The 21,086-nt window shown below is 72.3% G+C and carries 23 protein-coding genes; 17 read left to right on the forward strand and 6 right to left on the reverse strand.

From position 1 onward, the window contains the following. The first annotated feature begins 93 nt into the window (after window positions 1-93). The 4 genes from ACIPXM_RS05625 (at window position 94) to ACIPXM_RS05640 (ending at window position 2,705) form a co-directional block, all read left to right on the forward strand. Window positions 94-1,176: a family 2 encapsulin nanocompartment cargo protein polyprenyl transferase gene (locus tag ACIPXM_RS05625; protein WP_401652215.1), complete on the forward strand. Its 1,083-nt coding sequence runs from the start codon at window positions 94-96 to the stop codon at window positions 1,174-1,176. Between the two features lie 110 nt (window positions 1,177-1,286). After that, window positions 1,287-1,874 (forward strand): dihydrofolate reductase family protein, encoded by a 588-nt coding sequence (locus ACIPXM_RS05630; protein WP_401652217.1) that lies wholly within the window; start codon window positions 1,287-1,289, stop codon window positions 1,872-1,874. An 87-nt stretch (window positions 1,875-1,961) separates the two neighbouring features. Next, on the forward strand, window positions 1,962-2,243 hold the full coding sequence (locus tag ACIPXM_RS05635) for a hypothetical protein (RefSeq protein ID WP_401652218.1): 282 nt from the start codon (window positions 1,962-1,964) through the stop codon (window positions 2,241-2,243). A gap of 42 nt (window positions 2,244-2,285) precedes the next feature. Continuing rightward, the gene (locus ACIPXM_RS05640; protein ID WP_401652220.1) at window positions 2,286-2,705 is read left to right on the forward strand and encodes a DUF6304 family protein; all 420 of its coding nucleotides are present in this window, start codon (window positions 2,286-2,288) and stop codon (window positions 2,703-2,705) included. A 162-nt stretch (window positions 2,706-2,867) separates the two neighbouring features. Here ACIPXM_RS05640 and ACIPXM_RS05645 read toward each other — a convergent pair whose 3' ends face one another. After that, a complete protein-coding gene (locus ACIPXM_RS05645; protein WP_401652222.1) occupies window positions 2,868-3,338 on the reverse strand; it encodes a group II truncated hemoglobin in 471 nt (156 codons plus the stop codon). Window positions 3,339-3,494: 156 nt separating this feature from the next. Then, entirely contained in the window at window positions 3,495-4,151 is a 657-nt protein-coding gene (gene snpA, locus ACIPXM_RS05650; RefSeq protein WP_401652224.1) for a snapalysin, read from the reverse strand. 183 nt (window positions 4,152-4,334) lie between these two features. Between snpA and ACIPXM_RS05655 the strand changes: the two genes are divergently transcribed. Continuing rightward, window positions 4,335-5,282, forward strand: a complete 948-nt coding sequence (locus ACIPXM_RS05655; protein ID WP_401652226.1) for a LysR family transcriptional regulator — start codon at window positions 4,335-4,337, stop codon at window positions 5,280-5,282. Between the two features lie 42 nt (window positions 5,283-5,324). Here the strand turns inward: ACIPXM_RS05655 and ACIPXM_RS05660 are convergent, their stop codons facing one another. Continuing rightward, a complete protein-coding gene (locus tag ACIPXM_RS05660; protein WP_401652228.1) occupies window positions 5,325-5,477 on the reverse strand; it encodes a hypothetical protein in 153 nt (50 codons plus the stop codon). A 111-nt stretch (window positions 5,478-5,588) separates the two neighbouring features. Beyond that, a complete protein-coding gene (locus ACIPXM_RS05665; RefSeq protein ID WP_401652230.1) occupies window positions 5,589-8,477 on the reverse strand; it encodes a BTAD domain-containing putative transcriptional regulator in 2,889 nt (962 codons plus the stop codon). 280 nt (window positions 8,478-8,757) lie between these two features. On the opposite strand from ACIPXM_RS05665, the gene ACIPXM_RS05670 reads away from it, so the two are divergent. Then, complete coding sequence (locus tag ACIPXM_RS05670; protein ID WP_401652232.1) at window positions 8,758-11,358, forward strand: ATP-binding protein; 2,601 nt, start codon at window positions 8,758-8,760, stop codon at window positions 11,356-11,358. Here the strand turns inward: ACIPXM_RS05670 and ACIPXM_RS05675 are convergent. Together ACIPXM_RS05675 and ACIPXM_RS05680 are read right to left on the reverse strand one after the other, a co-directional pair. Beyond that, window positions 11,297-11,677, reverse strand: coding sequence for a hypothetical protein (locus tag ACIPXM_RS05675; RefSeq protein ID WP_401652233.1), 381 nt, complete (start codon window positions 11,675-11,677; stop codon window positions 11,297-11,299). The genes ACIPXM_RS05670 and ACIPXM_RS05675 overlap by 62 nt on opposite strands. Then, complete coding sequence (locus ACIPXM_RS05680) at window positions 11,674-12,918, reverse strand: hypothetical protein (protein WP_401652235.1); 1,245 nt, start codon at window positions 12,916-12,918, stop codon at window positions 11,674-11,676. Before ACIPXM_RS05680 ends, ACIPXM_RS05675 begins: the two co-directional genes overlap by 4 nt. A gap of 216 nt (window positions 12,919-13,134) precedes the next feature. Between ACIPXM_RS05680 and ACIPXM_RS05685 the strand changes: the two genes are divergently transcribed. The 11 genes from ACIPXM_RS05685 to ACIPXM_RS05735 all read left to right on the forward strand — a co-directional run bounded on the left by ACIPXM_RS05685 (window position 13,135) and on the right by ACIPXM_RS05735 (window position 21,059). Then, entirely contained in the window at window positions 13,135-13,611 is a 477-nt protein-coding gene (locus tag ACIPXM_RS05685; protein WP_401652237.1) for a GNAT family N-acetyltransferase, read from the forward strand. Then, window positions 13,500-14,588, forward strand: a complete 1,089-nt coding sequence (locus ACIPXM_RS05690) for an AraC family transcriptional regulator (RefSeq protein ID WP_401652239.1) — start codon at window positions 13,500-13,502, stop codon at window positions 14,586-14,588. The genes ACIPXM_RS05685 and ACIPXM_RS05690 overlap by 112 nt, the downstream gene beginning before the upstream one ends. A 132-nt stretch (window positions 14,589-14,720) precedes the next feature. After that, the gene (locus tag ACIPXM_RS05695; protein WP_401652241.1) at window positions 14,721-15,614 is read left to right on the forward strand and encodes an alpha/beta hydrolase; all 894 of its coding nucleotides are present in this window, start codon (window positions 14,721-14,723) and stop codon (window positions 15,612-15,614) included. A gap of 89 nt (window positions 15,615-15,703) precedes the next feature. After that, complete coding sequence (locus tag ACIPXM_RS05700) at window positions 15,704-16,333, forward strand: hypothetical protein (RefSeq protein ID WP_401652243.1); 630 nt, start codon at window positions 15,704-15,706, stop codon at window positions 16,331-16,333. A gap of 203 nt (window positions 16,334-16,536) precedes the next feature. Further along, complete coding sequence (locus ACIPXM_RS05705) at window positions 16,537-17,028, forward strand: hypothetical protein (protein ID WP_401652245.1); 492 nt, start codon at window positions 16,537-16,539, stop codon at window positions 17,026-17,028. Between the two features lie 105 nt (window positions 17,029-17,133). Further along, a complete protein-coding gene (locus ACIPXM_RS05710) occupies window positions 17,134-17,682 on the forward strand; it encodes an SMI1/KNR4 family protein (protein WP_401652247.1) in 549 nt (182 codons plus the stop codon). Window positions 17,683-17,736: 54 nt separating this feature from the next. After that, a complete protein-coding gene (locus tag ACIPXM_RS05715) occupies window positions 17,737-18,114 on the forward strand; it encodes a hypothetical protein (RefSeq protein ID WP_401652249.1) in 378 nt (125 codons plus the stop codon). Window positions 18,115-18,165: 51 nt separating this feature from the next. After that, window positions 18,166-18,534, forward strand: coding sequence for a hypothetical protein (locus ACIPXM_RS05720; protein ID WP_401652251.1), 369 nt, complete (start codon window positions 18,166-18,168; stop codon window positions 18,532-18,534). Between the two features lie 49 nt (window positions 18,535-18,583). Next, window positions 18,584-19,321 carry a hypothetical protein gene (locus tag ACIPXM_RS05725; protein ID WP_401652253.1) on the forward strand — a complete coding sequence of 246 codons (738 nt, stop codon included), beginning with the start codon at window positions 18,584-18,586 and terminating at the stop codon, window positions 19,319-19,321. Between the two features lie 226 nt (window positions 19,322-19,547). Then, a complete protein-coding gene (locus ACIPXM_RS05730) occupies window positions 19,548-20,366 on the forward strand; it encodes a class I SAM-dependent methyltransferase (protein ID WP_401652255.1) in 819 nt (272 codons plus the stop codon). A gap of 462 nt (window positions 20,367-20,828) precedes the next feature. Next, window positions 20,829-21,059 carry a helix-turn-helix domain-containing protein gene (locus ACIPXM_RS05735; RefSeq protein ID WP_401652257.1) on the forward strand — a complete coding sequence of 77 codons (231 nt, stop codon included), beginning with the start codon at window positions 20,829-20,831 and terminating at the stop codon, window positions 21,057-21,059. Window positions 21,060-21,086 lie beyond the last annotated feature (27 nt).

The following is a 21,086-nucleotide window of genomic DNA, read 5'->3' on the forward strand; positions in this document are numbered from 1 at the left end:
CGACGTGCCGGGGACGGGGGTCTGGCCGACGGGCCCCCGCCTCCGGCGCCCTTCGCCCCGTGCCGATCGGCTGTGAGGAATGTGACCGAGAAGATGACCACCACCAGCACCCCCATGAACGACGCCGCCCCCGGCACCACCGCGGGCGGGGCGACCGGGCCCAGCGCGGTGCTGCTCCTGGACCGCACCCGCAGCGTCGTCGACCCCCAGCTCCGCGCCACCGTCGACTCCATGCCCGGTTCCATACGGCGCATCGCCGCCTACCACTTCGGCTGGGAGGAGGCGGACGGCTCGCCGTCCCCGGCGGGCCAGAGCGGCAAGGCCATCCGGCCCGCCCTGGTGCTCGCCGCCACCCGCGCCTTCGGCGCCGACCCGGCGCCCGCCGTGAAGGCCGCGGCGGCGGTCGAGCTGGCCCACAACTTCACCCTGCTCCACGACGACATCGTCGACGAGGACCCGACCCGCCGTCACCGGCCCACCGCCTGGAAGGTGTTCGGCATCCCGGACGCGCTGCTCGCGGGCGACGCCATGAACGCGCTCGCGCTGCGACTGCTCGCCGAGGACCCGCACCCGGCCGCCGTCCCGTCCGCCGCCCGGCTCGCCGCCTGTGTCATCGAACTGTGCGCGGGCCAGCAGGCGGACTGCGCCTTCGAACAGCGCGGCCCGCACGAGGTCGCCCTGGACGAGGTGGTGGCCATGGCCGTCGCCAAGACCGGCGCCCTGCTCGGCTGCGCCTGCGCCCTCGGCGCGCTCTACGCGGGCGCCGACGAGGAGGCGGTCGCGGCGATGGACGCCTTCGGCCGGGAGGCCGGGCTGGCGTTCCAGCTGATCGACGACCTGATCGGGATCTGGGGCGACCCGGGGCGTACCGGCAAGCCCGCCGGGGCCGACCTGGTCGCCCACAAGAAGTCGCTGCCGGTCGTCGCGGCGCTCAGCTCCGGCACGGCGGCGGGCGAGGAACTGGCCGCGCTGTACGCGCGCCCGGTGCTCGACGCCGAGGCGGTCCGGGCCGCCGCCGACGCGGTGGAGCGGGCCGGGGGCCGGGACTGGGCGCAGAGCCAGGCGGCCGAGCGGATGGCCCGCGCGGTCGAGCAACTGTCCCGCGCCGTCCCCGATCTGGCGGCGGCGGGCGATCTGCTGGCGCTCGCCGAGTTCGTGACCCGGCGCAGCCGCTGAGGGGAGCCAAAAAGGGAGCCGAAAAAGGGGGCTTGCGTAACCACTACGCATGGAGCACTATGTGCGAAGTGGTTAACGCCCGCCACGCCTCCCAGTGAAAGAGAACCGGCTTGCGCAAGCTCACGTACTACGTCGCCTGCTCCCTCGACGGCTTCATCGGCGACCCCGAAGGCGACGCCTCCTCCATGTTCCTGTTCCTGGACGAGGAGTACGCCGCTTTCATGAACACCGAGTACCCCGACACGATCCCGACCGCGTTCCGTGAGGCCGTCGGGCTCGCCGGTGTGCCCAACAAGCGTTTCGACACGGTGATCCAGGGCCTCGGCTCGTACCGCCTGGCCCTGGACGCCGGCATCGCCAGCCCGTACGCCCATCTGCGGGAGATCGTCGCGACCCGCTCGCTCACCGAGTCGCCCGACCCGAACGTCGAACTGGTCGCGGACGACCTGGTCGGCCGGGTCCGCGCGCTCAAGGCGGAGGACGCCGAGCTCGGCATCTGGCTGTGCGGCGGCTCCGAGGTCGCCGGTGCGCTCGCCGACGAGGTCGACGAGCTGATCATCAAGAGCTACCCGCAGGTGTACGGCGCCGGGAAGCCGATGTTCGGCGGCGCGGCCTTCGACACCCGCGACTTCGCCCTCGACGAGGTGCGCACCTTCGACAACGGCGTCGTCGTGCGCACGTACACCAGGAAGCGGTGACCGGGGGAGCGGTGGCCGTCCCGGACCGGGGCGGCCCAGGACGGTGACCGAGGAGCGGTGGCGGGGCCCGCGCCCTACGCTGGAACCATGACCGGCGAGGCGCCCCGCACCACCAGGGACCCCGTGGCCGAGCATCCGTGCCCGGCCTGCGGGCGCCTCCGCGACGTGCTGCCGCAACGGCACAAGGTGCTCGGCGCCTGGGTGCCCGAGTGGGAGGTCCTGTCGTGCCGGAACCCGGAATGCCCGCGGTACGTTCCGCCGCCCACGGGTGACGATGCGGACGATCCCGGTACGGACGCCGCGAACGCCTCTACCACGCAGGTGACCGGCAAGAACGCCGAGACCGGGAGAAGTCCGGCCCCTGGGTGACCGGCCGCGCGCCGGAGCCGGTCATACCGCTACAGTCCGCGCATGTCATCGGAGTCGACAGAAGTCTGGACCGGTTGGTACCGGGACCGCCGTGGTGCCGAAGCGATCGTCATCACGGCCGACGGGCGCCATGTGGCGACCCGGATCAGGGGAATCGAGTACACGGGCGCGAGCTTCGCCGCCCTGCGCGCCACGGGCGAGGACGGGCAGGTCCTCGGCGGGTGCGTGCTGGAGTGGGACCTGCCGCTCCCCGTCGTCACGGACGGCGTCGCCCAGCAGGCCACGCTGAGCTGCCTGCTGACCCTCGGCGAGCGCAGTGACCTCAGCCTGACCCTCCATTACGGGGGCACGGCCTACGAATCGGGCATCGCGGGAGGGGACTTCGAGGAGGCGCTGGGGCGCGTACGGCGCCAACTGCCGCCGGGCACGGAGTTCGGCCGCAAGCTGCTGCAGGCCGCCTGACGGCCGCCGCACCGGGCGCAGCGCCCGTACCCGCTCCCGTATCGCTTCCGTACCGCTTCCGTACCCCCGTCGTCCGTCAGACGCCGTCCAGACGCCGTCCTCGGGGGGCTCCCGGGTCGCTCCCGGGGTGTCCGTCGTCCGCCCTCCGTCGTCCGCCGTCGCTCAGGCGAGGCCGTCCCAGCCCCAGCGCGGGGTGGGGCCGGGCTCGCCCAGGTCGGTGCCGGGCGGGGACGCGGAGACGTCCTTGGCGATCTTCGTCCCCCAGTCGAAGTACTCCACCACCCGGCGGCGGAGCAGTGCGTCGTCCGGGAGTTCCTTCTCGACCGCCGCGGTCATCAGCTCCATCCACCGCAGCCGCTGCTCCTCCGTGATGGCGAGGCCGAGGTGCGCCGTGAGCAGGGCGTGATGACCGCCGTGGCGGGCGGTGAAGTCGGCGGGCCCCGAGAAGATCTCGGCGAGCCACACCGCCACGTGCTCCACGTGGGTGGGGGTGAAGTGCGCGAACACGGGGGCGAGCAGCGGGTCGGCGAGGACCGCTTCGTAGAACGTGGCCGAGAGCCTGCTCAGCGCCTCGGCGCCGCCCAGGGCCTCGTACAGGGTGGTGCTCCGGTCGGTGCTCCGCTCGTCGGGCATGCCCGTCACGCTACCAAGCGGCTCCGCCGCTCGCCTCCGTGTTCTCCGCGGGTTCCGTGGGGCTCCGCGGGGTCCCGCGCGGGTTCCGCGCGGTGTGGTGCGGTGCGGTTTTCGCGGTGTGGGTTCCGCGGTGTGGGGTCCGCGGTGCGGTGCGGGTCAGCCCACCTTGACGGCCGAGGCGAGGCCGAAGCGCCACAACTGGTCGACGCGGGCGCGCTCCTGGGCGTTCGGGTTGGGGTTCTGGCACGAGGTGCCGGGCCCGCCGCCGGACATCAGCTCGCTGCACGGGCCGCTGTAGTGGTCGGGGAGGCCGAGCACGTGCCCGGTCTCGTGGGCGGTGACGCGGGTGGAGTTGTACTGCTGGTTCTGGCGGTAGTCGAGGAAGATGTAGCCGCCGCCGTGCCCGTCGGTGCTCGCGTACGAGCCGCGCGAGTCGTTGCCCTCGTAGTAGGCGAAGTCGGGGTTGGACCCCTCCACCAGACGGACGTTGACGACGGAGCTGTTCCATATCTGCGCCGACCGGGCGATCTGGGTGCGGAAGGTCGGCGCGCTGGCGGCGCTGTACACGACGGTCACGGCGGCGGCACCAGGCGCGGCGGCCCGCTTCTTCGCCACGGACTTCACGACCGCGTCGAAGAACGCCTGGTTGGCCTTGGCCTCCTCGGCGGAACCGGCGTAGGCGGCGTACGGCGTGCCCGCCGCGGTCCGCTCGGCCGGCTGCCCGGCGGCGGCCGGGGCCACGCCGAGTGAGAGGGTCAGTCCGGCGCCGAGGGCGGTGGCCAGCACGGACGTGAGGATCTTCGGGTGTCGCATGGGGGGCTCCTCCTGTGGGGTTGAGGAGAGTCTGGAGGGAGCCGGGACGCCGGGGAATGATGTCATCCCCCGATAACGCGACGCTATCGAGGGCCAGTTGGGGCGAGGGGTAGGCGTCGCCGGCGGGCCGAAACCGCCGGGGCGGTCTGGTGTGCGAGTCGGTCGCGGTTCTAACCTCGGTGCATGGAGCTGGAGGTGAGGCACCTGCGGGCGCTCTGCGCCATCGCGGACACCGGCAGTCTGCACAAGGCCGCCCGCCAACTCGGCGTCAGCCAGCCCTCGTTGACCACCCAGCTGCGCCGGATCGAGAACGCCCTCGGCGCCGAGCTCTTCACCCGGGGCCGGACCGGCTGCCACCCCACCCCGCTCGGCCGCTCGGTGCTCAGCCGGGCCCGCCCGCTGGTCGACGGGATGGCCGCCCTGATGACGGAGACCCGCGCGGCCGCCGCCCGCAGCACCGAGGGCCCCGCCCTCCGGGTCGGCTCCACCGCGAGCCGCGCCCTGCCCGGCTGGCTGCGCCGCCTCCGCCAGGGCCTGCCCGGCACCGACATCGCGCTGCGCGTGGACGTCTCGGCGGGCACCCTGCTGCGCACGGTGGCGGCCGGGCGGCTCGACCTCGCCTTCGTGCACGAGGTGGAGGGCTTCCCGTTGCGGGTCCCGGACGGCCTCCAACGGCGGGTCCTGGTCGACCGCGAGCCGCAGTTCGTGTCGATGGCCCGGAGCCATCCCGCCGCCCGCCAGGAGGTCGTGGACCTCACCGACCTGGCTCACGACCGGTGGACCGTCGACCCGGCCGTGGACGGCGAATGGGACGGCCTGCGCCGGGTCCTCGGCGCCGCGGGCCTCGACCCGCCCCTGCTGCACGCCGACTACCACACGGCCGCCTCCCTGATCGCCCTCGGCGAGGCCGTCGCCCCCTGCCAGCCCACCTCGGGCCCGCGCCACGACATGGCCGTCCGCCCGCTGCGCGGCGACCCGCTGGCCGTCCGCCTGCTGCTCTTCGCGGCCCCCGGCATCCCCCTGGACCGCCCGTACGCCGACCTCACCGCCGCCTACCGCGAGGCGGCCCGGCACGCCGCCCCGTACCGCCGCTGGCTGAACGCGGGAGGGCGGGCGGGGCCGTGCATGTGAGGGGCCCGGAAAAGAATTCCGGGCCCGGGTTGGTTCGGTGGTTCAGACGGAACTGGTGACGGGGAGGGTGCCGGCCTTCGGCCTAAGGTGATCCGCTGCCCCCACGAGGGGTATGCAGATCAGGGTGGCGAGGGCGGAGAATCCCGCGATGCGGGTGGCCAGGCGCGCGGCGGCGCGCACGGAATTGTTCTTCATTCTGGCTGTCTTCCTCGTTGTGCTAAGACCCGGTCGGAACGGCCGGGAAGGGAAGGAATAGCAGCCTCGGGTCGATCATGGCAAATCGAAGTTTGACATATGCCAAGAGCATTAAACTGGCAGTGGTCGTTCCGATCCCGGGTCCCTCAGAGCACGCGCCGCCCGCTCCTCCTCGTGCGCCGCCCCGATGCCCCGGGCCGCCTCAAGTGCGCCCTTGTAGTGCACCTTTGCCTCGTCCTCGCGTCCGAGGGCGCGAAGCGCCTCGCCTAGCTGCTGAAGGGCCGCCGCCGTATTGCGGAGATCGCCGACCCGGCGGAATGTCGCCAGCGCCCGGCGGTAGAGACGGAGCATTTCCTCGCCTTCTCTCGCCGGTTCCATCGTGTTCGCCAGATTCACCTCGGCCGCCGCCCGCTCCGTTTCCGTCCCGTGTTTTTCCATCAATGCCAGAGATTCTAGGGAGGTACGCTTTGCTGTGGCCATGTCGCCGATATTGACGTATAAGTCGGAGAGATTGTTGAGGACGCAGGCGACCTCTCTTTCGTCGCCGCACGAGCGGAATGTTCTGAGCGCTTCGCGGAAGGACTTCTCCGACTCCTCGAATTCCTGCAGGAAGAGGTGGGTGATCCCGATGTTGTTGTGGCAGCGGGCCATCTGCCAGGTGTCCCCGGTCCGTCGGCGCAGCTGGAGCGTCGCGTTCTGGAGTGTGAGCGCGGTGTCGAGGCGGTCGAGGTGCCAGTGGATGACGCCGAGCAGATGGCGGACCTCGGCCTCGGCCTCCGGGTCGCCCAGTGAGCGGGCGAGGTCGAGGGCCCGGTGGGCGCTCGACAGGGCGCGGTCGTAGCGGCTCGCGCGGGACTGGGCCGTACCGAGGTCGACCAGGGCGCAGATCTCGCCACGTACGTCGCCGGTCGCGCTCCAGTGCCGGGCGGCCGGGCCGTGCATCCGCTGCGCCTCGCCCCAGTGGCCGTCTTCCTCCAGGAAACCGCCCAGTGCGGCGGCGAGCAGGGCGGCCTCGCGGGGGTGGCCGTGGGTGCGGGCGTGGTGCTCGGCGGCGACCAGGGCCGGACGCTCCTCGGTGAGCCAGTCGCGGGCCTCCTGGGCGTCGCGCCAGTCCGGGAGTTCGAACGGCTGCGCCCCGTACGTGGGGTGGTCGGCGGGCTCGTGCCGGAAGCGGCGGGGATGGATCAGGCGGGCGGCGCGGGTGGCCGCCTGGAGGAAGAATTGGATCAATCTGCCGCGGGCTTCGGCGCGTTCGGCGGGGGAGTCCTCCATGGCCGCCAGCATCCGGGAGAACTCGCCTACGAGGTCGTGGAAATGGAAGCGTTCGGGCCGGGGTTCGGAAAGCAGATGATCGTCCAGGAGTGCGTCGATCGTGCGTTCTGCGTCCGTGAACGGAAGTCCGGCGAGAGCCGCTGCCGCGTGTGGTCCGAAAGAAGATCCGAAGTGCAGGCTCAGCAGCCGGAACGCGTCTTGTCGATCTTCCGTCAGCGAATGGTAGGACATTTCGAAGACGCGCGCGATCTCCGTGAATCCGTCCCGGATCTCGGCGAGTCGGCCCGGCGTCCGCTGCAATTTCTCGATGAGATGGGTGATCGTCCACGAGGGGCGGGACACGAGCCGTCCGGCGGCGAGTTCCACCGCGAGCGGCAGCTGTCCGCAGAGCCTGACGATCCTGGCCACGTCCGCTTGGTTCAGTGCCCGTTCGTCCCCCACGAGGCGGCGGAACAGGGCCGCCGCGTCCTCGGCCGGCAGCACGTCGAGGAAGAGCGAGCGGACGCCGGGCAGTCCGGTGATCCGGCGGCGGCTGGTCACGATCACCAGCGAGGGGGAGCTGCCCGGCAGCAGCGGGCGCAGCTGTTCGGCGTCCGCCGCGTCGTCCAGGACGATCACGGCGCGGCGGGTGCGCAGCAGGGTGCGCCAGAGCGCGGTCCGCTCGTCGGCGTCGGCCGGAATGGCGTCGGCGGCGACACCGAAGACGCGCAGCAGGGTGAAGAGGGCGGCCTGGGCGCTCAGGGCCTGCCGCCCGGGGGCATGGGCCCGCAGGTCGACGAGGACCTGGCCGTCGGGGTAGCGGTCGGCGAGCCGCCGGGCGGCGTGCACGGCGAGCAGGGACTTGCCGACGCCCGGCATCCCGGCGATGGTCTGGAGCGCGATGACGCCACCGCTCCCGGCGACGATCTCGAGTTCCCGGCGCCTGCCGACGAGTTCGCCGTGGCTGGGCAGGGTGTGCGGGGCGGCCGGGTGGGCGGGGCGTGCGGCCTCGGGCACGGGCAGGAGCTCGGCCAGCGGCGCGTGGCCGAGGATCAGGCGGTGCAGCCGTACGAGTGCCTCGCCCGGGTCCGAGCCGAGTTCGTCGGCGAGCCGGCGGCGGACCGTCTCGAAGGTGCGCAGGGCGTCGGCCTGCCGCCCGCAGCCGTAGGTGGCGGTCATCAGCTGGGCCGCGATCGTCTCGTCCGTCGGGTGCTCGTCCAGGAGCGCGCTGAGGTCGGGCACGAGCGCGGCGTGGCGCCCGAGGCGCAGTTCCAGGTCGATGCGGGTGAGAGTGGCGGCGAGCCGGGTCTCGCGCAGCCGGTCCCGGGTCCCCTCGGCCCAGAGCCCGTTCAGTCCGGTGAGCGGCTCGCCGCGCCAGAGTGCGTCCGCCTCGGTGAGCAGGGCGAGGGCCGCGTGGGTGTCCCCGTTGTCGGCGAGGGCGCGCGCCTCGTCGGCCAGTCGCCGGAAGCGGTGCCAGTCGACGCGGTCGGGGTCGATGTCCAGGGTGTAGGCGTTGGCCTCCTGGATCAGCCGGGCCGGGCAGTCCGCGGCCTTCAGGCGGTTCCGGATCCGGGTGGCGTGCACATGCACGCTGGCCCGTGGTTTGGCGGGTGGCTGGTCGTCCCAGAGGCGTCGGACCAGGGTGTCGAGCGGGACCGGCCGGCCCGCGTTCAGGGCCAGGGCGGCGATCGTCAGACGTTCTTTCGGGGTTCCGGGTGAGGCGCGGACGCCCTTCGTCACGAATTCCACCGGCCCCAGTACGCGTATTCCGAAGTCCGTTCCGAAGTCCATCACCCAGCGTCCCCCATCGCCGGCGCGACCTGCTTGTGCAGGTACTCGCGTTCAGGGGCCAAAGGATGACACGATGTCAAGAAGGTCAGAAGATGGCGTCTCTCGATCAAAATACTTGGCCAAAATGATCGGCCAATCCAGAAAATTGATCAATATAGATCATTGCGGGTAAGGGACTTGCCAATGGGAAGCGCCAGTGTCATAGGCGTCGTAGGACATACGGGGGGAGACGGCGGAAATGGAACCCGTGACGGCCGCACAACTCACCACCGCCCTCATCGACGGGGTGTCGCGCCCCGCGTTGTGGCGTGTTCTCATCGACGGACTGCAGCGGTTCCGCGGGATGCACGCGGTCGACGACCTGCTGCGTGCGCAGTTACGCGGCGGGGTCGACGCCCCGCCCCTGATCAGCGAATCCCTGGCCCTGGCCCTGCTCTCCGCGGCACACACCGCTCCCGAACTCGGCCGGGTGCTGGACCGCTGGACCGAAGCGGTCTCGGAGCAAGCGGTCGCGTGCCCAGGAGCCGACACGGAATCGAGCGGATACCGCGTCCAGGCCAGGAACGGCGTGACCGGTTCCGCCACCGTGCACGGTGCCGTGGTGCAAGCCGGTGACATCCGGGGCGACGTGCACATCCACGTGCCGCCCTCCACAGCACCCGGTGGCGCGGCCGGACCCGCGCCGTTCGGTGCGCCGCCGCTGTCCTCCGTCGCTCACGCGCACGGGGCACCAGGGCGGTTCGCGCCTGACGGCGTCCCCGTACCCCGGCAACTGCTGCCGCTGCCAGAGCACTTCACCGGCAGATCCGACGCCCTGGACGCGCTCGAAGCACTCCTTCCGGCGCCGGGATCCTGGTCCCGGCCGTTGTTCGTGGTCGTCAGCGGGCCACCCGGAGTCGGCAAGTCCGCGCTCGTCACCCACTGGCTGCACGGAATGGCCGACAGCTTCCCCGACGGGCAGCTGTACGCGGACCTCCGCGGCCACCTCCCCGACGCCGGGGCAGGGCCCGCCGCGCCCAGCGAGATCCTGGGCCGGTTCCTGCGCGCCGTCGGCGTCACCGACGTCCCGGTGGAACTTGCCGAGTCCGCGGCCCTCTGGCGCTCCCGAACGGCCGGACTCCGGCTGGCCGTCATGCTCGACAACGCCCTCAGCGCCGCCCAGATCCGCCCCCTGCTCCCGAGCGCACCCGGCAGTCTCGTCACGATCACCAGCCGCAGTCGGCTCACCGCCCTCGGCATCGACGGAGCCTCCTTCCACCAGCTCGGCCTGCTGACGACCGACGAGGCCGTCGATCTGCTCGCCCGCAGGATCGGAACCGAGCGAGTGCAGCGTGAGCCCGACGCCGCCCATGCCGTCGCGACACTCTGCGAAGGGCTGCCGCTCGCCGTCTGCGTCGCCGCTGCCCGGCTCGCCGCACGCCCCCAGCAGTCGCTCGTCGCCCTGGCCGCGGCCCTCGGCGGCGCCGGTGCGGCCCGTCTCGACGCCCTCAGCCTCGGCGGCGAGCGGGCCGTGCGGACCGCCCTGGACGACGCGTACCGGCAACTGCCTCCCGAACTCGCCCTCGGCTACCGCAGGCTGGGGCTGCCACCCGTCGACGTCCTGAACGGTCCGGTCGCCGCCGCGGCCTGCGCCGTCGCGGCCGACGAGGGAGACCGGCTGCTCGACGCCCTGGCCGAGGTCAGCCTGCTGGAGGACCTGGGTCCCGACGACACCACGGGTCTCGGCCGCTACCGCTTCCACGACTTGGTCCGCGTCCACGCCGGCCAGGTCGCCACCGCGACCGAGGACGCGGCGGAACGCCGGGCGACCGTCCGCAGGGTCGTCGACCACTATCTCGCCACCGCAACCGCCGCGGAGGAACTGCTCACGCCCAGCCACCGCACCCTGCGCCGTGACTACGCACAGGAGACAGCGGAACCGCACGCGGACGGCCCGGAGCCGTGGGCCGCCCACCGTCCCCCGTTCGACGGCCAGGCCGCCGCCCTCGGCTGGCTCGACGCCGAACGATTCCACCTGATGGCCGCTCTGCGCACCGCCGCGGAGGAGGGCTGGCACGCCACCGCCTGGCAGCTCGCCGACGCCATGTGGCCGCTCTTCCTCCGACTGCGCCCCTACGACCTCTGGGTCGAGGCGCACCGGATCGGTCGGGCCTCCGCCCTGCACGCCGGGGACCGGCAGGGCCTGAGCCGGATGCTGACCTCGGGCGGCGCCGGATTGCGTAACGCCGGCCGGTACGAGGAGTCCGCCGAGTGGTACGGACAAGCCGTTGAGGGCGCCAGGGCGGACGGCGACCGCAAGGCCGAGGCCCAGGCCCTGCACGGGCTCGGGCAGGCCCACCGGCTGGCCGGGCGGCTCGCTCCCGCGACCGAGTACTTCACCGCCGCACTCGCGTTGCGCGAGGCCATCGGCCACCGGCGCGGCGCCGCTCTGACCCGTGTGTGCCTCGGAGACGTCGCCCTGGCGGCCGAGGAACCACGGCGCGCCCTGGCCCCGCTCGCCGAGGCCAGAGCCGAACTCCTCGCCGTGTCCGACCCGTACGACGCGGCACGGGCGCTTGCCTTCCTCGGGCTCGCCCTGGCCCTGGCGGACACCAGGGACGCAGCCGGGCAGGACGGTGAGACCGTGCTCGGGCAGGCCCTCGACGAGTTCGCGGCAACCGGCTCGGCGCACTGGCAGGGCCGGGTCCTGGAGATGCTCGGGGACGTCGCCGTACTGCGCCAGGACCCGGCGCAGGCCAGGGACCGGTACGAGCGGTCCCTGGCCCACTACGCACCGGTCAGCACACGGGACGCGGCCCGGCTGCGCGACCGGATCGCCGCCCTTGGCCCCCGCCGGTGACGACGAGCACCACGATCCGGCCGGAGGCGGGCAGCCGGACGCCCACGACGCTGCCGCCCTCGCTGCGGGCGACGACGCTCAGCAGACAGCCGGGATAGCGAACGAGCACGTACCGGGCGAGCAGGACGGCGGTGCGATGTGGCCGGGGACGACGGGTCCGCAGCAGATCGGCGCACTCATGCCAGGCAGCGGTGAGCGTGCGCGCCTCGGGACGGCCCGCGCCGCGGTCGTCGGCGGTGGTGGCGGTGGTGGCGCTTTCCAGGTCCACACAGAGCAGCTCGTCCCCGCCGTCACCGCACCACGCCGCCGCGACGCTCACGCGGACACCTCGTGCCAGCCCTCGCCCTCGCCGCCCCTGAGCTCCCCCGCGTCGAGCGGGCGCGGGTCCGGCAGCGGGGCCGTCGCCGGTGCGTAGGCGGGCTCCCCGAGCCGCAGGACCCGGTAGAGCAGTCGCCGCATGTTCGCGTTGAACCGGCCCGGCTCGGACGAGATCCGGGAGGCGACGCGTGCGTACGCCTCCGCCGGGCGCTCCGCCGCCGCGTAGGCCAGCTGCTCCGCCAGCGGGTGGAACGGGGACAGCGCGGGCGCGACCCGGGCCAGTTCGGCGCCGGGGGAGGCCGCGTTCACGTCCTCCTCGGGGAACCGCGCCAGCAGGATCGCCGCCGGGGTCATCGTCGCGTACAGCGTGACCGAACCGTGGTCGCCGATCACCCAGTCCGCGGCGACGAGGAGCGGCCGCCAGTCGACGCCGGGCGAGACGAGCGTGATGCCCCGGTGGCGCAGCGCCCCGAGCCAGGCCCGCACCTGCCAGTCGCCGTGGCCGGACCAGACGTTGGGATGGACGAGCACCGCGATCCGGTAGTCGCGGCCCGGCAGCTCCGCGAGGAGCCGCGGCAGCAGCGCGTCGAGCCGGTTGAAGGCGGATCCGAGCCCCCACGTGGAGGACACGAGCACCAGCCGTTCCCCGGGCCGCAGCCCCAGGGCGTGCCGGTAGCGCTCGCGCAACGGCAGGCTCGCCGCGATCCGGTCGTGCACCGCGTCGCCGACCACCTCGGTGATCGGCAGGGCCTCCGGGCAGGACTGCCGGAGCAGCGCGCGGTCCTCCTCGTGCGCCACGGCGTAGGCCGCGGGCACCACCCGCCCGTTCCAGGTGAGGTAGGCGCGCCCCATGCCGCCGACCGCCCGCGGATCGCCCGGTGTCCTGGCGTCCGCGACCCGGGACAGCTTGATGTGCCCGGCGCCGTGCGGCAGTCGGACGAGCGGCGCGCGCAGCTGCTCGGTGCCCTGGGCGCCCGCGGCGAGCGCGAGGTCGAACTCCGTGCCCACCGCCTCCTCCCACGGCAGCACGACCTCCCCGACGTCGCGCAGCGCCCTGCGGGTGCCGCCGTTGAACGCGTGCGGCGCCACGGTGAAGGCGACCTGGACGCGCAGGTCTGACGCGAGCAACGGCAGCACGTCGCGCAGCCTGCCCGCGTACACCTCCGTATGGACGACGACCAGTACCTTCCGGCAGCCGGTCAGGGTGAGCCACTGCGCCGGATTCCTGTCCACCACGTTCATTCGAGTCCCCGTCTTCCCTTCCTGGTCCTGCGGCGCGGACTGGGGCCGCGCCACGCTCGGACCTTCCCCGGGCCGATGTGCGCCCGCTTGCGGGGGCCTTGCCGAATCCTTGCCGCGCCTTGCCGCCGCCCTGGGACGGCCGACGGTGCTGCATGATGGCGCCATGATCAGGAGTGGCAGCGGGTGTGGCAGCAGGTGCGGCGGCCGGGGTGAGGCATGGTGAGCGTGGCTCTGGTGCGGCGGGCACACCCCGAGGATCTGGCGCGGGTCGCCGAACTGGCCGCGGAGCACGCCGCGTACGAGCGGGCCGCCGCGCCGCCCGCGGATCTCGCCGTACGGCTGGACAAGCTGCTGTTCGGGACGGCCGAGCCGCGGCTGCGCTGCCTGGTGGCCGAGCTGCCGGACCTGACCCTGGCCGGGTACGCCACCTGCGCGCCGGAGTTCTCGACCTGGACGGCGACCGAGTACCTGCACATGGACTGCCTCTATCTGACCGCCGACGCCCGCGGACACGGCCTGGGCGCGCTGCTGATGGCCGCCGTGCGGCGGGAGGCGCGGGAGCTCGGGCTCGCGCACGTCGAATGGCAGACGCCGACGTGGAACGAGGGGGCGCGGCGGTTCTACGACCGGCTCGGGGCCACCTCGAAGGAGAAGCTCCGGTACGCGCTGCCCGCGACGAGCGGCACCGAGTGACCACTCCAGGTCCGGGTCCAAGTCCCAGCCCTGGCCCCGGTTCCGGTTCCGGTCCCGGTCCCGGTCCCGGTCCCGGTCCCGGCGGGGCCACGCCGCTGGACGCGTCCGTCGACGCGCTGTCCGACGTGCTCGAACTGATCCATCTGCGGGGCGGCGAACTGGCCCGGGTACGGACCCGGGGCGCCGAGCAGGTCCGGCACGGGGCCGGGGAGCGGGTGCTGCACCTGGTCGAGCGGGGCCCGGTGGAACTCGCCGTCACCGGCGGCGAGCGGATCCGGCTCGACCCCGGGGACCTGGCGCTGCTCGCGACGGGCGCGGCGCACGCGCTGCGCGCGACCGGCGGTGTCTCCGGTGCCGGTGGCGCCGGGGCGGGGGCGGGGGCGTGGCTGAGCGGGCGGTTCCTCGTCGAGGAGAAGGAGGCGGCGCCGCTGCTCGCGGTGCTGCCGCCGGCCATCGTGCTGCGCGGCTCGGCGGCGGGCCTCGACTGGCTGCCGGTGGGCGCGGGCCTGCTCGCCGCCGAGGTCGCCGACCCGAGCGCGGGCTCGCAGGTGATGGTGTCCCGCATCCTGGACCTGCTGTTCATCCGGGCGCTGCGCGCCTGGGCGGAGTCCGCCGCCCCGCTCGTCCCCGGTCTCCTCACGGCGGCCCTCGACCGGCCCCTGGGGCCCGTACTGCGAGCCCTGCACCGGCACCCCGAGCGGCCCTGGTCCGTCACCGAACTCGCCGACCTGGCCGCGCTGTCCAGGGCGGCGTTCACGGCGCGCTTCGTCCGCCTGGTCGGCGAGCCGCCCGCCCGGCACCTCGCCCGGCTGCGGCTCGCCCGGGCCGCCGACCGGCTGGCGACCACGGCCGAACCGGTCGGGACGATCGGCCGGACGGTGGGGTACGCGTCGGAGGCGGCGTTCTCCCGGGCGTTCACGCGCGCGTACGGCTGCTCGCCGCGCGCCTGGCGGACGACGAGCGGAACGATGAGCTGAATGGCGAGCGGAACGGCAAAGAACGACAGCGGTTCGATCATGTCCCCGACCGCGCCGCGCTCCTAGCGTGAGCGGTGCCGGCGGTTCGCCGGCCGAGCGAGCACGGATCAGGCGGATCGGACGGTACGGGTCATGGCGCAGGCGCAGAGCCAGGGTCAGGGGCGGGAACAGGGACGGGAGCAGGCGGAGGCGCAGGGCCGGGGGGCGGCCGCCGCCGACACGGTCGTCCTCATCCACGGGCTCTGGATGACCCCGCTGTCCTGGGAGCACTGGGTCTCCCACTACGAGCGGCGCGGCCTGAAGGTCGTCACCCCGGGCTACCCGGGCATCGGGCCCGGCACGGCGGGCGTCGAGGCGCTGCGCCGCGACCCCTCGCCGCTGGCGGGCCTCGGGGTCCGCGAGGTGTACGACCACCTCGCCGAGACCGTGTCGGGGCTCGCCACCCCGCCGATCCTGATGGGCCACTCCTTCGGCGGCATCTTCGTCCAACTGCTCCTGGACGCGGGCCTCGGCGCGGCGGGCGTCTCGATCGACGGCGCCCCGGTGAAGGGGGTGCTCGCGCTGCCGCCGAGCGAGATCAGGGCGACCTTCCCGGTGCTGCGCAATCCGGCCAACCGGCGGCGCGCGGTGCCGATCACCGAGAAGGAGTTCCACTACGCGTTCACCAACAACCTGAGCGCCGGGGAGTCCAAGGCGGTGTACGACCGTTACGCCGTGCCCGTCTCCGGCCGCATGGTCTTCCAGGGCGGCCTCGCGAACCTCACGCCGCGCGCGACGACGACGTACGACTTCACCGACGACGGCCGGGCCCCGCTGCTGTTCATCGCGGGCGGCAACGACCACATCCTGCCGCCGGCCGTGCAGCGCGAGAACTACGAGAAGAACGCGAAGCGTTCGCGGGCGACCACCGCGTACAAGCTCTTCGCGGGCCGCAGCCACCACACCTGCGGCGAGCCCGGCTGGGAGCGGGTGGCGGACCTCGCCCTCGACTGGGCGCGGAATCCGGTCGCGGGCGTGCTCGCGTAACGGAGGGGCGATATCACGCCGCCGGGCGCGCGGAAGGGGAAGCGGCTATTCGGGTGCGGCGGGCCGCCGTTCTGCCGCACACTCTCCACATGATCGTCCTGCAGCCCGTCCTGGAGCTTAGCGACACCGGGGGCTTCGACCTGTGGCCGGTGGCCGACTTCGAGGCGTACGACTTCCTCGCGCTCGGCGGCGGGCTGAGCCCGGCCGAGGTGGGGGCGGCGGTGATGTGCGTCGCCGCGTACAACCGGTCCGACGAGCCCGATCCGGCCGACGCGACGGCCGATCCGGTGGGGCGCTTCCTGCACGGGCTGCTCACCGCGCCCGCCCCGGCCGCGTCCGGCGGCCTGCGGGCGATCGACACGTCGACCGGCGCCGTCCTGGTGCCGGGCTGCTGCAACTGGCTGGGGGAGCGGCGCGACTGGCTGGGCGTCATCGACGGCGACGGCTGGGCGTCCTTCGGCCACCACCCCTCCCCGCTCGCCGAACGCGTCGGCGGCCTGGTCCGCCTGACCCCGGACATCGACCGCCCGGGCACCCCGGTCCTCGAACTCCCCGTCACCGATCTCCCGGCCCTCCTGACGGCGGCGGAGCACGACATACGGGCCTTCCTCGACCTCACCACCACCTGGTCCACCACCCACCTCCCCACCCACACCCCGGCCCTCCGCACGGCCTTGGCGCAGGCGTTGGCGGTGCCGGTGGCGCAGACGGCGGGCTGAGGCCCGGTCGGATCTCGGTGCGGAGCATGCTCGGGTGGCGTCCCCGCGTGAATCCTCACCGAGTCGGCGATGTCCCCGACGGTCTGACCCGACGGGCTCGTTCCTTCGTCGCCGCGCATGGCGTCAAGGCCGACGTCCGCCCTGTCGAGGAGCACCGGCGGTGGTGGCTCGAGCGGGGCGTCCCGGCAGCGGTGATCGATCGCATGGCGGCCTATCAGGAGCGCTGGGGCGGTCTGTCCCTGCCGCCCGCGCCGCAGTACGACGGAGGCCCCAGGTACCTCGATCCGGATTCGCCCGAAGCGGACTCCGCGGGGTGGTGGTTCGAGGCCGGGACGCAGCGGACCGCAGTCTCCTTCTCGTTCCTGATCGGTCCGTCCGGAGAGTTCGGCATCCAGGCAGAGGGAGGGAAGTGGGTGCCGCTCCACGCGACCATCGAGGGCTGGGTGGAGTCGCTCGCGCTGGCTCACGAGGCATCCCTGGGGGCGCGGCAGGTCACCAGGCTCGTCGGCGATGACGTCGACGGCCTCGACCTGAACGGTTTCGCGCCGATGCGCGAGGTGAGGGGGCTGGCCGACACCTGGTGGCGAGGGCCCGACTCGCTGGTGGCCCGCTACAGCGGGGAGGCCACGGCGTACGACTGGCCCGGAGGCCGCATCGCGGTGATCTACGCCGGCTTCGACGAAGGGAGACGGTGAGGAGGCGCGGTCGACGACGGCTGACCCTGGCCGACCCCGGCTGACCTAGGAGATGAGGAACCAGGCGGCTCCGGAGCGCGCCTGGCCCCTCGCTACCGTCTTCGCATGACCGCGAACGAAGACCGCCAGTTCCCCGCCGCGCTCGCCGCCGCCATGGCGGTCCGGCTCAGGTGCATCGGCGAGGACGGTGTCGACTTCGAGCCCTACGAGTCGTTCCTGACCGCCGAGGAGACCACCGACTGGATCCGCGCGTGGACCAGCAACGCCGAGCTGAGCGGCGACGACTTCCGAGTGTTCGGCCAGGACGGCACCGGTGGGTACGCGGCGCTGTGGCTGGTGCGGACCGGGCGGGAGTTGGGGGAGCAGCCCGTGGTGTTTCTGGGGTCCGAAGGGGAGACCGGCGTCGTCGCACGCGATCTGGGCGCCTTCTTGCGGCTGCTGGCGGACGGCTTCGGCCCGTGGGAGGCGGTCACCTTGTACGACCCCGAGCCCGACCCCGAGTCGGACTGGGTGCCGGGGGCCCACCCCGATCTGGCGGCCGTCGCGGAGCAGTTCGCCCCGGGCCGTCGCGCGTCGGCGGCGGACATCATCGGGCGGGCCGCGCACGAGTTCCCCGACTTCGACGACACCATCATGAAGCTCTGCCGGTGGTGAGCCGGTGAGCCGCCGGAGCGCGGCCCGGCGAAAAAACACCGCACCCGGCCCGCCATGACGCCGTTCTCGGCGTCCATGACGGACCGGGTGCGGACAGGCAGGCAGGTGGCCCGGGCCGGGAACCTCTTCCTCCTCAACAACGGCAACGCCTATGGCGCCCTCGCCTGCCTCTTCGGCATCCGCAACTCCTTTGACTTCCGTCCGCTGGCCGAAGGCCGCGGCTTTCCGTCCGACGCATCCGCGGCACTGCGAACCGAGTACGCGACCTACGGCGGTCCTCCTGACGCACACGGCACAACGTGGATCACCTGGTCCGAGCTCGTCGCCGCCGACTGGAGCGAGACCGGCCGGGGACCGGTCTGGAGCGTGATGCGAACGCTCAGCGAACTCCACGGCGCGGACCCGGTGCGGCTTGTCGTCTGGTTCCACTGACATCCGGTTGGCGCTCGGGACGCTGTCAGGGGCCTCTGGTAGACACCGGACATGACGTACATGGTGATCGTCGAAGGCGATGCGGGTGGTTGGAGTGTCGATCGGAAAGCGCTGACGGAAGTGATCTGCGCTCGGTGGGCGAAGGTCGTGGTCGACTCGACGCATCACAGCGAGGTTCGGAGCTTCCTCTGGGAGCTGGAGACCGAGAACGGTCCAGGCGAGGCATATCTGCATGAGGACGGCACCGCCCTGTACATGGATGTATGTCAGGAAGACGCCATTGGGCTCGCAGCCGCCTTTCGCCGACTCACCCCGGGGAACCTTGATCTGATCTTCTGCGACGAGGGTTACACCTTCGATGTCCGGCTCAGTGCGGGGGCTACCGAGACTGAACTGACTGACCTCGTGAATGCCGCCTGACCGAGCGGGGAATGTCGGACATACGATCCTCATGGAGGGGGAGGGCACGATGGAGGACATTTCTGTGACGAACAGCGAAGACCTGCATCCTGCCCGGATACCCGGGTACGAGGGTGACCCCCTCACTCACCAGGCCGGACTTCTGGACGAGCCCTTGTTCTGGTTGGGACACCTCTACTCGTGTGCCCAGAGCGAGGATGCTGAAGAACTGCTGTTCGGCGCGGACTACGACGCGGCCGGAGACTTCCAGCGGCACCTGTGGGAACGTGCCGAGTGGCCGACCTTCACCGTCCCGCTCGCCGACGATCACCGTCTTCACGTCGTCTACCGAACCTTCGCGGACGACACCGGCATCGACTACCTCCTTCACCATCCCGACTGGGAGCAGGCCGAACTCCTCGCTCAGGACGACGGACACTTCATGGGTCCTGGCCTGTCCTGGTCCGAGCTCATGGCGGCTGTGGAGAACGGGCTGCCCGGTGGAAGCACCACCGATCCCTCGGCCCGTCTGCTGCTCTTGCTGCCTGCGTTCGGTGATACCGATTTGCCCGACGACGCCGTTGACCGGCTGACAGAAGCGCTGCGCGGCCTCACAGGAGTGGAATCACCCGAGCTCCTTGCTGTTGCCCTCCTTGATCACCAGGGGGCTCCTGGCCCTGCGGGCTGGACGACGACTGGGCATGGTTTCTCCGTCAGCGATGGCGACTACTCATTCCGGAACCCCGCCAACCGTTTCGCGCCGCCAGCCGATCGCCTGGCTCGGGTGGCCGCAGCACTGGCGCCGTGATCACCGGGCCGTGACGCCGCAAGGGCCTGTTCATACCGAGCAGCAGGACAGCCCGTTGGCCGAGTTGGCCATCGCCGATTTTCATCGCCTGATTGTGGAAGGCAGACCAGGGACGCAGCGCGAACGATCTGAATCGGACTGTCGCGCCTGGCGTGCTTGCGGAACGACTCCAGCAAACGGCCGTCCGCGCGTCCGTGTCCGCCGCCCACACCTCGGAGTCGTCGACATGACCGACCTGTCCGCCGCTCACGACGCCGCTGTCACCGACCGGGCCCGCCTGGCGGGCAGTGCGTACAACGGAGACCGGGACCTCGCCGCCCGGCAGGCGCTCTACCAGTGGCAGACACCCCGGTACGACCTGCCGGGACTCGTCGCCGAGCAGTTGGGCGACGTACGCGGACGGGTCGTCGACATCGGCTGCGGCAACGGCAAGTTCATCCGGCGGCTCCGGCAGGACCGCCCTGACCTGCCCCTGCTCGGACTCGACATCGCCCCAGGCATCCTGGCTGACGTTCCCGGCCCCGTAGCCGTGGCGGACGCGACCCGGCTTCCGCTGGCGACGGAGAGCGTCGACGCCGCTCTCGCGCTCCACATGCTCTACCACGTGCCCGACATTTCCCGGGCGGTCAGGGAGCTGGCCCGGGTCGTGGCCCGCAGTGGGCTGGTGGTCGCCTCCACCAACAGCGACCGAGACAAGACCGAGCTCGACGACCTCTGGCAACGGGCCGCCGGAGACGTCCTCGGCACCGGTCGGGGTCCCGCCCGGATCTCGCTCAGTGCCCGCTTCGCCCTGGAGAGGGCCCCGGCCTTCCTCGGCGAGGAGTTCAGCCGTGTGGAGGTCGTCGAACTGCCCGGAACGATCACCGTCCACGACCCCGAGCCGGTCATCGCCCACATGGCCTCGTACCGTGCCTGGGCCGACCAGCACGCCGTGCCCTTCGACGCGACCATCGACCGCGCCCGCACGCTCGTTGAAGACCACATCGCCCGCCATGGCGCGTACGAGATCACGTGCCTTGGCGGCATCCTCGTCTGCCGCCGGTGAGGTCACCGGTGAGCGGCCGGAGCGCGGCCCGGCGGAAAACACCGCACCCGGTCCGTCACGACGCCGTTCTCGGCGTCCATGACGGACCGGGTGCGGACAGGCAGGCAGGTGGCCCGGGCCGGGATCAAGCCTTCTTGGTCTCCCAGAAGATGCGGTCGATCTGTTGGTACAGGTGGCTGGCGGCCTGGCGACCTGCGCGTTCTCGTCTGACCTGGGGTTTTCCGCTAGCAGTATCTAGCAGTATCTAGCAGGAGTTTGTAGCGTCACGCATCAACTTCCCATGATCATCTCCCATCCTTTCTCCCACGTCCCCGGCTGGCCTAGACGGCGACATAGGGAAGGGCCGCCCGCCCGCCGGGGGTGCTCGGCGAGCGGACGGCCCGCTCAGGGTGGGAATCGAAGATCACAAAAAGCGCCACAGGTGACGCTGACATCGGACCATGCAGGTCACAGCGTTGTCGAGTGCCTCCCGAACAGCCCCAATGGGTCCAAAATCGACGACGGGCCCTCGGGCGCCGCATCCGCGACCTGCGAGTGCAGCAAGGGCACACGCAAGAAGCTGTCGTGGAGATGACCGATATCGACCGCAGGACCTTCCAGCGGATCGAGGCCGGAACCAGCGACCCGCGCTACGGAGACCTCCTGCTCATCGCCGATGCGATCGGTGTTCCCCTCGCCGAGCTGGTGCGGTAGCCCCGCCCCGGCCGCGGGGGAACGAGT

The organism is Streptomyces sp. NPDC090025, from assembly GCF_044748125.1.
Lineage (GTDB): Bacteria > Actinomycetota > Actinomycetes > Streptomycetales > Streptomycetaceae > Streptomyces.

Bases quoted from the DNA above. Each gene is read 5' to 3' on its own strand.
- ACIPXM_RS05725 (WP_401652253.1), top strand. From the start codon at position 18,584: ATGGAGGACATTTCTGTGACGAACAGCGAAGACCTGCATCCTGCCCGG.
- snpA (WP_401652224.1), bottom strand. From the start codon at position 4,151: ATGCGACACCCGAAGATCCTCACGTCCGTGCTGGCCACCGCCCTCGGC.
- ACIPXM_RS05710 (WP_401652247.1), top strand. From the start codon at position 17,134: ATGACCGCGAACGAAGACCGCCAGTTCCCCGCCGCGCTCGCCGCCGCC.
- ACIPXM_RS05715 (WP_401652249.1), top strand. From the start codon at position 17,737: ATGACGCCGTTCTCGGCGTCCATGACGGACCGGGTGCGGACAGGCAGG.
- ACIPXM_RS05685 (WP_401652237.1), top strand. From the start codon at position 13,135: ATGGTGAGCGTGGCTCTGGTGCGGCGGGCACACCCCGAGGATCTGGCG.
- ACIPXM_RS05670 (WP_401652232.1), top strand. From the start codon at position 8,758: ATGGAACCCGTGACGGCCGCACAACTCACCACCGCCCTCATCGACGGG.
- ACIPXM_RS05640 (WP_401652220.1), top strand. From the start codon at position 2,286: ATGTCATCGGAGTCGACAGAAGTCTGGACCGGTTGGTACCGGGACCGC.
- ACIPXM_RS05700 (WP_401652243.1), top strand. From the start codon at position 15,704: ATGATCGTCCTGCAGCCCGTCCTGGAGCTTAGCGACACCGGGGGCTTC.
- ACIPXM_RS05680 (WP_401652235.1), bottom strand. From the start codon at position 12,918: ATGAACGTGGTGGACAGGAATCCGGCGCAGTGGCTCACCCTGACCGGC.
- ACIPXM_RS05645 (WP_401652222.1), bottom strand. From the start codon at position 3,338: ATGCCCGACGAGCGGAGCACCGACCGGAGCACCACCCTGTACGAGGCC.
- ACIPXM_RS05660 (WP_401652228.1), bottom strand. From the start codon at position 5,477: ATGAAGAACAATTCCGTGCGCGCCGCCGCGCGCCTGGCCACCCGCATC.
- ACIPXM_RS05635 (WP_401652218.1), top strand. From the start codon at position 1,962: ATGACCGGCGAGGCGCCCCGCACCACCAGGGACCCCGTGGCCGAGCAT.
- ACIPXM_RS05695 (WP_401652241.1), top strand. From the start codon at position 14,721: ATGGCGCAGGCGCAGAGCCAGGGTCAGGGGCGGGAACAGGGACGGGAG.
- ACIPXM_RS05720 (WP_401652251.1), top strand. From the start codon at position 18,166: ATGACGTACATGGTGATCGTCGAAGGCGATGCGGGTGGTTGGAGTGTC.
- ACIPXM_RS05690 (WP_401652239.1), top strand. From the start codon at position 13,500: ATGGCAGACGCCGACGTGGAACGAGGGGGCGCGGCGGTTCTACGACCG.
- ACIPXM_RS05705 (WP_401652245.1), top strand. From the start codon at position 16,537: ATGGCGGCCTATCAGGAGCGCTGGGGCGGTCTGTCCCTGCCGCCCGCG.
- ACIPXM_RS05730 (WP_401652255.1), top strand. From the start codon at position 19,548: ATGACCGACCTGTCCGCCGCTCACGACGCCGCTGTCACCGACCGGGCC.
- ACIPXM_RS05625 (WP_401652215.1), top strand. From the start codon at position 94: ATGACCACCACCAGCACCCCCATGAACGACGCCGCCCCCGGCACCACC.
- ACIPXM_RS05655 (WP_401652226.1), top strand. From the start codon at position 4,335: ATGGAGCTGGAGGTGAGGCACCTGCGGGCGCTCTGCGCCATCGCGGAC.